This window comes from Ramlibacter sp. WS9 (assembly GCF_003797765.1).
In the GTDB taxonomy this organism is placed as follows: Bacteria; Pseudomonadota; Gammaproteobacteria; order Burkholderiales; family Burkholderiaceae_C; genus Ramlibacter.
Genome location: NZ_RKMB01000042.1, coordinates 18,514 through 32,895 on the forward strand (window position 1 = coordinate 18,514; position 14,382 = coordinate 32,895).

Sequence of the window (14,382 nt, forward strand, 5' to 3'; positions counted from 1 at the left end):
CAACAGGAGAGCAGACAAAAATGGCGACTGCGAAAACCCATCCCGCCCTTGCGAAGATCCGCAAGTCCGGCGCGAACAAGGTCAAGGTCGCGTGCAGCGACATCGACGGCGTGCTGCGCGGCAAGTACCTGCACAAGGACAAGTTCGAGGGCGCCGCCGATCAAGGGCCAGGAGGGGGCTTCGGCTTCTGCGACGTGGTGTTCGGCTGGGACTCCAGCGACAACGTCTACGACAACACGCAGGTCACCGGCTGGCAGCACGGCTTTCCGGATGCGTTGGCCCGGCTCGACCTGGACACGCACCGCAACGTCCCGTGGGACGGCGGCATCGACTTCTTCCTGGGCGAGTTCATCAACGCCGACGGAACGCCTTATCCCGTGTGTCCGCGCCAGACCTTGAAGCGAGTGCTCAAACGCGCCGAGAAGCTGGGCTTCCAGGTGATGACGGGCATGGAATACGAGTGGTTCAACTTCCTGGAGACGCCGCAGAGCTGGGCCGCCAAGAAAGGTGTGGCGCCCGAAACGCTGACGCCGGGGATGTTCGGCTATTCGCTGCTGCGCGTGAACCAGAACCGCGAGTTCTTCAACGCCATCATGGACGAGATGCAGGCTTTCGGCGTGCCGATCGAAGGGCTGCACACCGAGACCGGGCCCGGCGTCTACGAGGCGGCGCTGGGCTTTTCCGAAGCGCTGGCGCAGGCCGACCGCGCCATCCTGTTCAAGACCGGTGCCAAGGAGATCGGCGCGCGCTTCGGCATCATGCCCAGCTTCATGGCGAAGTGGAATTCAGCGCTGCCCGGATGCAGCGGCCACATCCATCAGAGCCTTTCCGACGGCAAGACCAACCAGTTCTACGACGCCAAGAGCCCGCGCAAGATGAGCAAGCTTTTCGAGAGCTACGTGGCCGGGCAAGTCGCGTGCCTGATGGAATTCGCCCCCATGTTCTGGCCGACCATCAACAGCTACAAACGGCTGGTGGACGGTTTCTGGGCACCCGTCAAGCCGACCTGGGGCATCGACAACCGCACCGCGAGCTTTCGCGTGATCGCGGGCGGGGTGAAATCCACGCGGCTGGAAACGCGGTGCCCGGGCGCCGACGTCAACCCGTATCTCGCCATGGCGGCCGTGATCGCGGCCGGCCTGTATGGCGTGGAGAAGGGCCTCAAGCTCACCGCCCCGCCGATCACCGGTACCAACCAGGGCGCGGAGAACATCCCGCGTGCGCCGCGCACGCTGATCGAGACCACGCGCAACTTCAGCAATTCGAAGATCGCCCGCGAGATGCTGGGCGACACGTTCGTCGAGCACTTCGCCGCCACCCGCGATTGGGAATGGCGCCAGTGGCTGGACGGGGTGACGGATTGGGAATTGAAGCGCTACTTCGAGATCATCTGATGCAGCGGTCACCGTCCAATCCGTCATTGCGGGCTCGACCCGCAATCCATGCTGGCAGGCCACGATGGATGCCGGGTCAAGCACGGCATGACAAGCGATGGGGATTGGCATCGGCCTTGCTGCTCTGTTTCGCTGCGACCGCGGCCCACGCCCAACTCACCGACACCGAGCAGCGCATCGTGGCCGCGGTCAAGCAGCGCACACCGCAGGCGCTCGAACTGCTGGAGCGTTCGGTGCGCATCAACAGCGGCACGCTCAATCCAGAAGGCGTGCGCAGCGTCGGCGCGGTGTTCCGGGCGGAATTCGAAGCGCTGGGTTTTTCGACGCGCTGGGCCGAGATGCCGCCCGAGATGAAGCGCGCGGGGCACCTCATCGCTGCACGCGATGGTGGGCAAGGCAAGCGCGTTCTGCTGCTGGGCCACCTGGACACCGTCTTCGAGAAGGACAGCGCCGTGGTCCCGTGGGAGCGCCGCGGCGACCGCGTGCGCGGCCAGGGCGTGGGCGACATGAAGGGCGGCAACGTCATCATGCTGGAGGCGCTGCGTGCGCTGGCCGCCGCGGGCGCGCTCGACAAGACGCGCATCGAGGCGATCCTCACCGGCGACGAGGAGCGTACCGGCGCGCCACTGGAGCGCGCGCGGTCCGAGATGGTGGAGATGGCCAAGCGCAGCGATTACGCGCTGTCGTTCGAAGGCAGCGCGAAGGTGGGCGGCACCGACATGGCCAGCATCGCGCGGCGCTCGTCGGGCGGCTGGGTGCTCACCGCGCGCGGCCGGCCCGGCCACTCCGCCGGCGTGTTCTCGCCGAACGCGGGTTACGGCGCCGTGTACGAAGGCGCGCGCATCCTGAACGCCTTTCGCGAACAGCTGATGGAGCCGAGCCTGACGTTCAACCCGGGCCTCGCCACTGGCGGCACGAGCATCACCTACGCGGACGACACCGCTACCGGCACCGCGTTCGGCAAGACCAATGTGATCGCGCGGGATTTCCAGGTGCGCGGAGATTTGCGCTTCCTCACGCCCGAGCAGGGCGAACGCGTCAAGGCCCGCATGCGCGACATCGTGGCGGCGAACCTCCCGGGAACCACCGCGACGATCACCTTCCGCGATGGATATCCGCCGATGCCGCCGACGGACGCGGGCCGCGGGCTGATCGCGCTCTATTCGAAGGCCAGCGAAGACGCCGGCCTGGGGCCCATCGGCACGCTCGATCCGTCCATGCGCGGCGCGGGCGACGTGCAGTTCGTCGCGCCCTACACCACCGGCATCGACGGTCTCGGCGCGGCCGGCAGCGGCGCACACACCGACGACGAAGACCTGGAGATCGCGTCCATCGAACGCGGCGCGATCCGCGCTGCCCTGCTGATCTACCGCCTGACGCGGCTCTGACCTGGACAGATGCCAACCATGCAGATCCGCCGCCTCACAATCGCCGACGCTCCCGCCTACCGCGCGCTGCGCCTGCGCTCTTTTCGCGATCACCCCGAAGCGTTCACCACCAGCTACGAAGAGCTGGAGCAGCAGTCGTTCGCCGACATGGAAAAGCGCTTCACCTCGGCGCACCTCAAGTTCTGGGGCGCATTCGAAAATTCGGTGCTGCTCGGCTACGTCGGCCTGGAGCCCGAGCTGCGCATCAAATGCCGCCACAAGGCCACGCTGATCGGCATGTATGTGGCGCCTGAGCAGTCCGGGCGTGGCATCGGGCGCGCGCTGGTAGAGGCCTTATTGGCGGAAGCGCGCGCGAGCGGCCTGGAATCGATCGTGCTGACGGTCACCGACGGCAACGACGGCGCCATCCGGCTCTACGAGCACTGCGGCTTCCGTTCCTTCGGCGTGGAGCCGCGCGCGATCAAAGTGGGCGGGCGCGCCTACGGCAAGAATCACATGTACCTGGACCTGACGGCAACATCATGAGCATCACCGGTTTTTCATTTCCCACTTCCATCCGCTTCGGCGCGGGCGCACGCAAGGAAGTCGCCAAGCATCTTCAGTCGCAGGGCCTGAAGCGCCCGCTGATCGTCACCGACAAGGCGCTGGGCGCGTTGCCCGTGCTGGCGGAATTCAAGAGCCATCTCGCAGGCCTGGACGTCGCTGTCTACGCAGGCGTGTTCGGCAACCCGACCGCGAGCCAGGTGATGGACGGCGCGAAGGCCTACCAGGCGCACAACGCGGATTGCATCATCGGCTTCGGCGGCGGCGCCGCACTGGACGTGGCCAAGGTTGTCGGCATCGCGGCGACGCACGATGGCCACATCATCGAATATGCGTGGGACCACCCGAAGGTGCGCGCGATCGAGAAAGACCTGCCGTATTTCGTCGCGATGCCGACGACGGCGGGCACCGGCTCCGAGGTCGGCCGCTCGGCGGTGATCAGCGAAGACGACACGCACTTGAAGCGAATCGTCTTCAGCCCCAAGGTGCTGGCGAAGATCGTGTTCGCCGACCCGGAGCTGACGCTGGCGCTGCCACCGCATGTGACGGCCGCCACCGGCATGGACGCGCTCACCCACAACATCGAGAGCTACCTCTCGCCTGCCTACCACCCGCTGTGCGACGGCATCGCGCTGGAAGGCACGCGCATTGCCGCCCGGTCGCTCGTCACAGCCGTGCAGCAACCCGGCAACCTCGAAGCGCGCAGCGACATGATGATGGCGTCGATGATGGGCGCCATCGCTTTCCAGAAAGACCTGGGCGCGGTGCATTCCTGCGCGCACGCGCTGGGCGCTGTTTGCGACTTGCACCACGGCCTGGCCAACGCGCTGATGATCGACACGGTGCTGGAGTGGAACCAGGAAGTGGTGCCGGAAAAGTTCGAAGAGTTGGCGCGAGTGTGCAAGGTCTCGGGCGGCGGCGAGCAGTTCATTCCCTGGTTGCGCGCGCTGAAGGCCCGCGTCGGCATCACCGGCAAGCTCGGCGAGCACGGCGTCAAGCGCGAGCACCTGCCGCGCCTGGTGGAAATCGCCGTGGCCGACATCTGCCACCAGACGAACCCACGCCCGTGCACGTCCGACGATTTCAAGCGCCTGTTCGAGGAGGCGATGTAGTGGACGCCCTGCCGCATGCGGAACGCCTGAAGATCGGCATCTCGGCCTGCTTCATGCACGCCGATCCGGCGCGCCAGCTCTTCACCGGCAAGACGCTGCAGTACGTCGAGCAGTCGATCGCGCATTGGGTCATGTCCACCGGCGCGATGGCCGTGATGATCCCCAGCCCCACCGGCGCCACACAGCGCGGCGACGTCACGCTGGACCATTACGCGCAATGGCTGGACGGCCTGGTGCTGCACGGTGGCGCCGACGTCTCGCCGCTCAGCTATGGCGAAAAGCCGATCCAGGAAAAATGGGCCGGCGACAAGATCCGCGACGAATACGAGATCGACCTGGTCGCCGCGTTCGAGCGCCACGACAAGCCGGTGTTCGGCGTGTGCCGCGGCCTGCAGCTGTTGAATGTGGCCTACGGCGGTACGCTCTACCAGGACATCGAAACGCAGATTCCCAAAGCGATCAAGCACCGCGACGCTCTGGTCTACGACAACAATTTCCACGGCGTGGAGTTCGCACCCGGCTCACGGCTGGCCGCGCTGTACCCGAACGGGCCGCGGGTCAAGGTCAACAGCATCCACCACCAGGCGATCAAGGACCTGGCCCCCGGTTTCGAGATCGAGGCCATGAGCCACGACGACGGCATTGTCGAGGCGATCCGCCGCACCGATTCCACGAAGCCTTACATCGCCGCGGTGCAATGGCACCCGGAGTTTCACATGGCCGATTCCGACACCATCGACGACGCGGCGTTGCTGGCGGACTTCCTCGCCGCCGCCACCGCCGCCAGACGCAAACTGCAAAGCCCATGAACCATCTCTCCATCTACAACCCGGCCACCGGCGAGAAGATCGCCGACGTGCCGGCCGACGACGCGGCCTCCGTCGCCGCCAAGACCGCCCGCGCCCGCGCGGCGCAACCTGCCTGGGCCGCACGGCCACTTTCCGAGCGCCAGGCCTGCATCGAGCGCTTTCGCGCCGGCGTGGTGCGAGACCTGGAGTCGCTCGCGCAGACCATGACGCGCGAGACGGGCAAGCCCATCAAGATGTCGCGCAACGAGTTGAACGGGTTGCTGCCGCGGCTGGATTTTTTCGTCGGCATGGTCGACACGGTGACGGCGCCGGAAACTGTGTACGACGAAGGCGGCATGAAGGAACGCATCGAGCACATGCCGCTGGGCGTGGTGGGCAATATCTCGGCCTGGAACTATCCCTGGTTCGTCGGCTGCAACGTCATCGTGCCGGCGCTGCTCACAGGCAATGCGGTCGTCTACAAGCCGTCGGAATACGCGACGCTCACTGGGCTGGAGATCGCGCGCCTGCTGCACGAGGCGGGTGTGCCGCCTCATGTCTTCACCGCGCTGGTCGGCGGCGGCCCAGTCGGTGCGGCGTTGCTGGAGCAGAAGATCGAAGGCCTCTTCTTCACCGGCTCTTACGCCACCGGAGCGCGCATCGCGCAGACCGTGGGCTCGCGCTTCATGAAGCTGCAGCTCGAGCTGGGCGGCAAGGACCCGACCTACGTGTGCGACGACGCGGACCCGAAAGCCGCCGCCGAATCGCTGGCTGACGGCGCCATGTACAACACGGGCCAGAGCTGCTGCTCGGTCGAGCGCATCTACGTGCACGAGAAGATCCACGACGCCTTCGTCGCGGCTTTCGTGGAAACGGTGAAGGGCTTCAAGGCCGGCGACCCGATGCAAGACGACACGTACATCGGCGCCATCACGCGCGCCCCGCAACTGGACGTGCTCGAAGCACAGGTCGCCGACGCCAAGGCCAAAGGCGCGACGCTGCTCACCGGCGGCCAGCGCCTGCCCGGCCCCGGCAACTGGTATGCGCCCACGGTGTTCAGCGACGTCAACCACCAGATGGAGCTGATGAAGGAAGAGAGCTTCGGCCCCCTCATCGGCATCCAGAAAGTGGCGAGCGACGACGAGGCGGTGCAGCTGATGAACGATTCGCGCTACGGCCTCACCGCCGGCGTCTACACGCCCGACGCGGCGCGTGCTCAGAAGGTACTCTCGCGCATCAATGCCGGAAGCCTCTACTGGAACTGCTGCGACCGCGTGAGCCCGCGCCTGCCGTGGAGCGGCTTCGGCGATTCGGGCGTGGGCCTCACGCTCTCCACCTACGGCATCGAAGCCTTCACCCGGCCCCGCGCCTGGCACCTGCGGGCCGCGTGAACAAACCCAAGCTTACGCTGTTCGACCTGGACCACACGCTGCTGTCCGGTGACAGCGACGTGTTGTGGTGTGACTTCCTGATGAACAAGGGCGTGCTCGATCGCACCACGTTCGCGGCGCGCAATGCCGACATGGAAGCGCGCTACAAGGCGGGCACCGTGGGCGTGCAGGAGTTCGCGGATTTCTACATCGGCACACTGGCGGGCAAGACGCCGCAGGAGTGGGAAGACACGCGGCGAGAATTCCTGGTGACGCAGGTGATCCCGCGCATTCCCCAAGCTGCGATGGAACTCGTGCAAAAGCATCAACGCGCGGGTGACCTGGTCGTGATGACCACTGCCACCAACCGCTTCATTACCGAGCTCACGGCGCAGCATTTCGGCATCGAGCACCTGCTGGCGACCGAGCCGGAAGTGGTGAACGGCGTCTTCACCGGCCGTTCCAGCGGCACGCTGAACATGCGCGAAGGCAAGGTCGAGCGCTTGCATCACTGGCTGGACGCTCGCGCGGAAAGCCTGACCCGCTTTCACAGCACGGCGTACAGCGATTCGATCAATGACTTGGCGCTGCTGGAAGCGGTGGACGAGCCGGTCGTGGTGGATCCTGATTTTCGGCTGGCGTCCATTGCGCAAGAGCGCGGCTGGCCAGTTCTGCGAGTTCACTGAGAGCAGGCAGTCATTGAGCCCGCTCACGGTCAGTGCTAGTATTTCACTCATGAAGACCGAGACCATCCGTCGTGAAGCGCTGTCGCTTCCTGTTCAGGAGAGGGCCGAACTGGCAGAGCAGCTTCTTTCCAGCCTCGACGCGCTGTCTGAGGCGGAGATCGAGCAACTCTGGTTGCGCGAAGCTGCTCGGCGCGCCAGCGAGATCGATCAGGGCTTGGCAGCGCGTGTGTCTTCTGACGAGGTACGGCGTCAGGCTCAAGCCCTGCTTAAGTGAGCTACTTCTTCGCTGATGCGGCGCGTGTTGAGCACCTCGAACACGTCGCGTACTACGAGGAGCAACGACCCGGTCTCGGCGCGCGCTATCTCGCCGCTTTCGACGTGGCAATGGCCAAGGTCTGTGAGAGCCCGGAACGCTACCGTGTCGAGCATGCCCCTGGCATTCGGCGATTTCGAATCCCTGGCTTCCCATACAACATTCTCTATCGCCTGGCGGAGACCGAAATCGAAGTGTTAGCGGTCGCGCCCCACCGCCGGCGGCCCGGTTACTGGCTGGGTCGCATTTAACCCGGTGCCCGACCGTAGGGCATCATCAAGGGAAACAGGGCTTCTTTGAAGCAGACCACCCATGACGCACTTCCGCCAGCCCTTCGCCATCTTCCTGCTCGTCGCCCTCGCCTGCCTCACCTCCGGCTGCGCCACCAGCCAAACCGCCTGCGATCCCCGCTACGCCGCCTCGCCGCAAGCCGCGGGCGAATGCCGCTTTCGCAACATGCCCAATCCGCAGGCCAAGCCGACGCAGAATCAGTGGAAGATCTGGAGTCGCTTCCTCGCCGCAAAAAAAGAAGGCACGGTGCCGATCGACCCGATCCCGGTGCGCACGCTCGACAAAGCCGCACTCGACGCGCTCGACCCGGCGGCCAACCACATCGTTCGGCTGGGCCACTCGTCGCACCTGCTCAAGCTGCGCGGCAAGTACTGGCTGATCGATCCGGTGTTCAGCCAGCGGGCGTCACCGGTGCAGTGGGCGGGGCCCAAGCGGTTCCATCCCACGCCGCTGCCGCTGGCCGAACTTCCGGCGATCGAAGGCCTGATCCTTTCGCACGACCATTACGACCACCTGGACGTCGCCACTATCGAGCATCTTCGCCAGAACGTGCAGCGCTACTTCGTGCCACTGGGCGTGGGCAAGCGGCTGGTGTCCATGGGCGTCGCGGCCGACCGCATCCAGGAGTTCGACTGGTGGGACAAGGGCGGCCACAACGGCATCGAGTTGATGGCGGCACCCGCCCAGCACTTCTCCGGCCGCACGCTGTGGGACCGTGACCAGACGCTGTGGGCGTCGTGGATCATCCAGAGCGGCGGCCAGCGCATCTTCTACAGCGGCGACACGGGTTACTTCCCCGGCTTCAAGCAGATCGGCGAAAAGTTCGGCGGCTTCGACATCGCGCTGATGGAGAACGGTGCGTACGACACCTATTGGCCGTCCGTCCACATGATGCCGGAGGAAACTGTGCAGGCCTTCAAGGACTTGCGCGCGAAGGTGCTGTACGTGGTGCACAACAGCACCTTCGACCTGGCGTTCCACACCTGGCGCGATCCACTGGACCGGGTGACGGACATCGCGGCCAAGGAGGGCATCACCGTCGCCACGCCGGAGATCGGCGAGGTGTTGACAGTGGGCGCGCCAAGGACGAATGTGTTGTGGTGGAAGAACCTGAAATAGCGGAGGAGCCATGCACACGTCAAGAGCCCTCTTCGCAGCCGTGCTGGCGCTGCTCGCCGCCGGCTGCGGCAAACCGGTGCCACCCGATAAGGCCGCCTACGTGGGCGAATGGCAGCAGCCCGCGATGTACCTGCTGATCACGGCGGACGGTTCGGTCAGCTACAAGCGGCTCAAAGGCGGCGCGACGACCTCCGTCGACGCCCCCCTGAAGAAGTTCGACGGCGACAACTTCGAGGCCGGCGTCGGGCCCATGAGCACCGTCTTCGTCGTCTCCAAGCCGCCGTACCAGGTCGATGGTAAGTGGAAGATGGTGGTGGATGGGGTGGAGCTCACGCGCACCCATGATCTGGGTTCCTCAAAATAGGCCGGCCATGCACATTCGTCCTGCGCAATCTCACGAAGCGGGCATCGTCGCCGACATCCTCGCGGCCGCGGCCGCCCACATCCGGGCCAAGGGCGAGATCATCTGGGACCCGCCGGAAATCAGTGAGGCGGCGATCGGAGGCCATGTGCGCGCGGGCATGTACCACCTCGCTTTCGACGATGAGGGCCCTGTCGGCGCCTTCCGGTTCCAGTTGGACGACAACTTTTTCTGGCCGGACGTCCCGGCCGGCTCCTCAGGTTTCGTCCACAAACTGGCTGTTTATCCCGGCAAGCAGGGCGCCGACATCGCGCAAACGCTGCTGGCCCATGCCTGCGACCTGGCACGCCAGCACGGCCGCCCCTACCTCCGGCTGGACTGCATGAGCGGCAAGCCCAGGCTGCGGGCGGTGTACGAGCGTTTCGGCTTTCGCCTCCACAGCCAGAAGGAGCTTGATGGCCTCCTGTTCGACCGATTTGAACTCGCGCTGGGCCCGCCGCTTGTAAGATAGGCCCCACATTTGGCCGGTTCTCGGCCGTGGAACCGCAAGGACACGCAATGGCCCTCATCATCGTCATGGAAGACGATGCCAGCACGCGCATGCTGGTCGCATCCGTTCTCAAGAAGGACGGCCACGACGTGCTGACGGCGGAAGACGGCGCGCAGGGCCTGGCCCTGGTGGGCCCGAAACGCCCTGACCTGATCATCAGCGACGTGCAGATGCCGGGCATGAACGGCTTCCAGATGCTGGCCGCGCTGCGGGCCGACCCCGTCAACGCCTCTATCCCCGTCATCCTGCTCACGTCCCTGCAGGAGCGCGCGCACATGCGCATCGGCATGACGACGGGCGCCGACGACTACATCACCAAGCCGTTCCGTCCCGGCGAGCTGCGCGAAGCGGTGGCGGCGCAATTGAACAAGCGCTCCGTGCAAGCCAACCTGCAGGCGCTGGCCGTGGACAGCGCGGTGCAGAACGCCTTGGCGGAGCAAAAGAACGAACTGTCCAGGCTGTACGAAGAGCGGCTGGCGGCGGAGCTGAGCGAGCGCTGGCCCGAAGCCGACGCCGGCTCGGCCGACGAGCGTCTTGCCAGCGCCACGGTGCTGTTCGTCGATATCCCCAACTACGCGACGGTGGCCGAGCGGCTCGATTCGCAGGAACTGGCCGAGCTGGTGAAGAAGTTCTACGGCAGCGCGAACGACACGGTGCACCTGTTCGGCGCGCGGCACATGCGATTCGTCGGCGAGGGGCTGTTGGCCATCTTCGCCGCCGACAGCGACACGCAGACGGTCAATCACGGCTTGCGCGCGGCCAAGGCGGCGCTGGGACTGGTCGAGTCCACGCGCGGCATCCACGAATACCTGGAGGCGCGTTATCCCGGGCGCCAGTTGCCGCGTTTCGAAGTGAACGTCGCGCTGCACACCGGGCCGGTGGCGCTCACCGTGCTGCAGGATCCGTTGCACGGCGGACCGGCGCAGACGCTGCCGGTGGGCGACGCCGTGAGTGCCACCATGCTGCTGCAAAAGCAGGGCCGCAAGCTGGGCTGGAACATCGTCGCCAGCGTGGCCGCGCTGCGCGCCGTCACCGGCGCGGTGCGAACGGGCGCGCGTGCTTTCATCGAATTGCCGGGCCGATCCGCGCCGATGGACGCGGTGGAGCTTGTGGGTCTGGCCCTGTGACGCGGGGCCGGCCATGAGGATGTTCTCGCTTCGCACCATCCTCACCGCCTCGCTGCTCTTTCTGGCGCTGGTGCCGGCGCTGCTGGTGGCGTGGCTGATGGCACGCGGCAGCCTGCTGGCCGCCGAAGACCTGGCCGGGAAAATCCTCTTCAACGTCGCCGCGCGCGTGCAGCTGGGCACCGAGACGCACATGCGCCAGGCGCACGACGCGCTCAACGGCCTTTTCCCGGAGCCGATGGACGCGGCCCAGCAAGAGAGGGCCCGCCGCTGGCTGGACGACCCGGCCGCCTTCGAGGCCATGGCGTTCGCGCTGACGCGCCAGTCGCCCGACGTGCCCAGCGTGTACTTCGGCAACAAGCGCGGCGAGTTCTTCTCGGTCGAGAACCATCGCACGGGTGCGCTGGTGCGCGTGCGCGCGCCCGATGCCGCCGGGCGCCGCAGCTTCCTCGTCAACCGGCCGGGCGACCGGAGCCAGCCGCAGCCCGCGGAAGCGGTGAACTTCGAGCCGCGCACGCGCGCATGGTATTTCGGCGCGGTGGAAGCGAAGGGCCGCGTGTTCTCGCGCATCCAGCCGGTGGACGGCAAGCCGCAGCTGTACGTGACGCTGTCGCAACCGGTGTACGACCCTGACAGCGGCGTCGCGGGCGTGTTCGGCGTCGATCTCTACCTGCAGCAGCTGGCCGATCTGCTGCAGACGCAAAGCATCAGCGCGCGCGGCGCGGCCTTCGTCGTCGACGAAAAAGGGCTCCTCGTCGCGGGCTCGGCGGGCGACTCGCTGTTTCGCCAGGTGGATGGCAAGCTTCTGCGCCGCAGCCCCAAGGACAGCGCCAACGCGGTGATCCGCCAAGGCTTCGTTGCGCTGGAAGCCGAATGGGCGCGCAAGACCGAGGACAGCGTCGCCACCAACCAGTCGCTGCAGCGGCTACCCATGGCGGGCGACACGCTCATGATGATGCAGCGGCCCTTCGGCGAAGCGCTGGGCCTGCGCTGGACGCTGGTGGTGGCCGCGCCGGAAAGCGATTTCACCGGCGAGATCAAGCAGGCCTGGAAGCTGTCGCTCGCGGTGATCGCCGCACTGGTCGCGACGGCCGCCCTGCTCGCATTCCTCATCGCCAAGGCCATCGGCAAACGCCTTCGCCGCTTGTCCACCGCGGCGGAACAGCTGGGCCGAGGCGAGGTGCCGGTGATCGAAAGCCGCACCCGCATACGCGAAGTGCACCGCCTGTCGCGAGTGCTGCATGACAGCGCGGAGCAGCTCGCCGGCTACCGCGAGCGGGTCAAGGCCGACGCGCAGGCGCTGCAGGAAGCCAACGAGACACTGGAGGCGCGCGTCGAACAGCGCACCGCGGAACTCGAGGCGTCGCGCGAAGAGGCGTTGGGCGCCGCCCGCGCCAAGGCCGCATTCCTCGCGACGATGAGCCACGAGATCCGCACGCCGCTCAACGGCGTGGTCGGCATGAGCACGCTGCTGGCCGAAACGCCGCTCGACGCCGAACAGCGCGACTACCTGCAGACCATCCGCCTGTCCAGCGACCAGCTGCTCGCGGTGATCAACGACGTGCTGGACTTCTCGAAGATCGAGTCGGGCAAGCTGGAGCTGGAGACCGAGGCGGTCAGCGTGCGCGGCGCCGTGGAAGAAGCCTGCGACATCGCCGCGCCGCGCGCGCGCGAGAAGGGCCTGGAGCTGATCGTCGATGTGCCGGAAGACGGGCCGAACGCGGTGCCGCCGGCGATCAAGGGCGACGTCACGCGGCTGCGGCAAGTGCTCATCAACCTGATCAACAACGCCGTGAAGTTCACGGCCTCGGGCGAGGTGGCGGTGCACGCGCGCCAGCGGCTGGCGGACGACGGCAGCGGCAACTGCGTGCTGGAGTTCCGCGTCACCGACACCGGCATCGGCATCCCGCCGGAACGCGTGGGCGCGCTGTTCGAAGCGTTCACGCAGGTCGACGCGTCCACCACCCGCAAGTACGGCGGCACCGGCCTGGGCCTGGCGATCTGCAAGCGGCTGGTGGAGCTGATGGGTGGCGAACTGGGTGTGGAAAGCGAAGCCGGCAAGGGCTCGACCTTCTGGTTCACTGTCACCGCGCCGCCCACGCAACTCGCGCCGAGCTTGGGCCTCGCGGACATGGGCCGCCTGGGCGGCAAGCGCGTTCTTGTGGTGGACGACCATGCAACAAACGTGCGCGTGCTCACGCGCCAGCTGCAGCTGTGGGGCATGGAGGTGGTGAGCGCCGACTCGGGCGCGCAGGGCCTGGCATGGCTGGAAGCCGCCGCGCAAGTGCCTGACATTGTCGTGACCGACATGCACATGCCCGACATGGACGGCGTGGCTTTCGCGCGCGCACTCAAGGCCAGGCCTGCGTGGCGCGACGTGCCGATCGTGCTCTTGAGCTCCGGCTTCATGCCGGCCGCCGAAGACGGCGCGCAGCTGTTCACCGCGCGCCTGCTCAAGCCTGCGCGCCAGAACCAGCTGTTCGAGACGCTGGTGCGGTCGATGTCGCCGTCATCGGCCGAGAGCGCCCGCTCGGCCACGGTTGCCGCCGACACGCGCAAGCACGTCACCGTGCTGGTCGCCGACGACAACGCAGTGAACCTGAAGGTGGCGTGCGCGATGCTGATGAAGCTCGGCTACGACATCCTCACCGCCACCGATGGCCGCGACGCCGTGGAAGCAGTGGCGCATGCTGCTGCGAGCCAGAAGCGCATCGGCGCCATCCTGATGGACCTCAACATGCCCGAGGTCGACGGTCTGCAGGCCACGCGCCAGATCCAGGCCGCCTGGGGCGACAAGGCACCGCCGATCATCGCGCTCACGGCCGCGGCCTCGGCGGAAGACCGGCTGCGCTGCGAAGCGGCGGGCATGGACGACTACCTTACCAAGCCGCTGCACGTCGCGGCACTGGCGCAGGCGCTGGACCGCTGGGTCGCCCAGGGCGAGGTGCGCGTTGCGGCGGAGAATGCCGTCGCGCCGCCGGCACCCCCGCCCGCGCCTCCGGCTGCTCCCGAAGCGCCGCTGATGGATTTCTCGCGGCTGGAGGAATTCAAGGAGTTCGACGACGAAGACCTGAGCATGACCCGGGAGGTCATCAACCTCTTTCTCACTGACACGCCACCGCGCCTGGAGGCGCTCGCGAAGGCCGTGGCGGACCAAGATGCCGACGCGCTGGCCAAGGCCGCGCATGCGCTGAAGGGCGGGGCGAGCAACGTGGGGGCGAAGGCGATTCAGCAGCATGCCGATGCGCTGGAGGCCGGGGCGAAAGAGGGCATGCCGGCGGATGCGGCGTTGAGAGTCGAGAAGCTGCGGGGGTTGTGGGAGGAGACGCGGGGGGTGTTGGAG

General features: G+C 66.7%; 14 protein-coding genes. All 14 read left to right on the plus strand.

Going from position 1 to position 14,382, the window contains the following annotated elements; genetic code table 11:
- Positions 1-20 precede the first annotated feature (20 nt).
- A complete protein-coding gene (locus tag EEB15_RS31025; RefSeq protein WP_141513854.1) occupies positions 21-1,394 on the plus strand; it encodes a glutamine synthetase family protein in 1,374 nt (457 codons plus the stop codon).
- Positions 1,395-1,462: 68 nt separating this feature from the next.
- The gene (locus EEB15_RS31030; RefSeq protein WP_141513855.1) at positions 1,463-2,782 is read left to right on the plus strand and encodes a M20/M25/M40 family metallo-hydrolase; all 1,320 of its coding nucleotides are present in this window, start codon (positions 1,463-1,465) and stop codon (positions 2,780-2,782) included.
- Between the two features lie 18 nt (positions 2,783-2,800).
- Positions 2,801-3,307 (plus strand): GNAT family N-acetyltransferase, encoded by a 507-nt coding sequence (locus EEB15_RS31035; RefSeq protein ID WP_233259697.1) that lies wholly within the window; start codon positions 2,801-2,803, stop codon positions 3,305-3,307.
- Positions 3,304-4,437 (plus strand): iron-containing alcohol dehydrogenase, encoded by a 1,134-nt coding sequence (locus tag EEB15_RS31040; protein ID WP_141513857.1) that lies wholly within the window; start codon positions 3,304-3,306, stop codon positions 4,435-4,437. Before EEB15_RS31035 ends, EEB15_RS31040 begins: the two co-directional genes overlap by 4 nt.
- 8 nt (positions 4,438-4,445) lie before the next feature.
- Positions 4,446-5,246, plus strand: coding sequence for a gamma-glutamyl-gamma-aminobutyrate hydrolase family protein (locus EEB15_RS31045; protein WP_141513869.1), 801 nt, complete (start codon positions 4,446-4,448; stop codon positions 5,244-5,246).
- Positions 5,243-6,616 (plus strand): aldehyde dehydrogenase family protein, encoded by a 1,374-nt coding sequence (locus EEB15_RS31050; RefSeq protein WP_141513858.1) that lies wholly within the window; start codon positions 5,243-5,245, stop codon positions 6,614-6,616. Before EEB15_RS31045 ends, EEB15_RS31050 begins: the two co-directional genes overlap by 4 nt.
- The gene (locus tag EEB15_RS31055) at positions 6,613-7,281 is read left to right on the plus strand and encodes an HAD family phosphatase (protein WP_141513859.1); all 669 of its coding nucleotides are present in this window, start codon (positions 6,613-6,615) and stop codon (positions 7,279-7,281) included. Before EEB15_RS31050 ends, EEB15_RS31055 begins: the two co-directional genes overlap by 4 nt.
- A 49-nt stretch (positions 7,282-7,330) precedes the next feature.
- Complete coding sequence (locus EEB15_RS31060) at positions 7,331-7,555, plus strand: addiction module protein (protein WP_141513860.1); 225 nt, start codon at positions 7,331-7,333, stop codon at positions 7,553-7,555.
- On the plus strand, positions 7,552-7,845 hold the full coding sequence (locus EEB15_RS31065; RefSeq protein WP_141513861.1) for a type II toxin-antitoxin system RelE/ParE family toxin: 294 nt from the start codon (positions 7,552-7,554) through the stop codon (positions 7,843-7,845). Before EEB15_RS31060 ends, EEB15_RS31065 begins: the two co-directional genes overlap by 4 nt.
- A 61-nt stretch (positions 7,846-7,906) precedes the next feature.
- Positions 7,907-9,004: an MBL fold metallo-hydrolase gene (locus EEB15_RS31070; protein ID WP_141513862.1), complete on the plus strand. Its 1,098-nt coding sequence runs from the start codon at positions 7,907-7,909 to the stop codon at positions 9,002-9,004.
- A 10-nt stretch (positions 9,005-9,014) separates the two neighbouring features.
- Positions 9,015-9,368, plus strand: a complete 354-nt coding sequence (locus tag EEB15_RS31075; RefSeq protein ID WP_141513863.1) for a hypothetical protein — start codon at positions 9,015-9,017, stop codon at positions 9,366-9,368.
- 7 nt (positions 9,369-9,375) lie between these two features.
- Positions 9,376-9,876 carry an N-acetyltransferase gene (locus EEB15_RS31080; RefSeq protein ID WP_158290288.1) on the plus strand — a complete coding sequence of 167 codons (501 nt, stop codon included), beginning with the start codon at positions 9,376-9,378 and terminating at the stop codon, positions 9,874-9,876.
- A gap of 47 nt (positions 9,877-9,923) precedes the next feature.
- Complete coding sequence (locus tag EEB15_RS31085; RefSeq protein ID WP_141513865.1) at positions 9,924-11,042, plus strand: response regulator; 1,119 nt, start codon at positions 9,924-9,926, stop codon at positions 11,040-11,042.
- Positions 11,043-11,055: 13 nt separating this feature from the next.
- The coding region (locus EEB15_RS31090) for a response regulator (protein ID WP_141513866.1) at positions 11,056-14,382 on the plus strand (3,327 nt) is incomplete at its 3' end.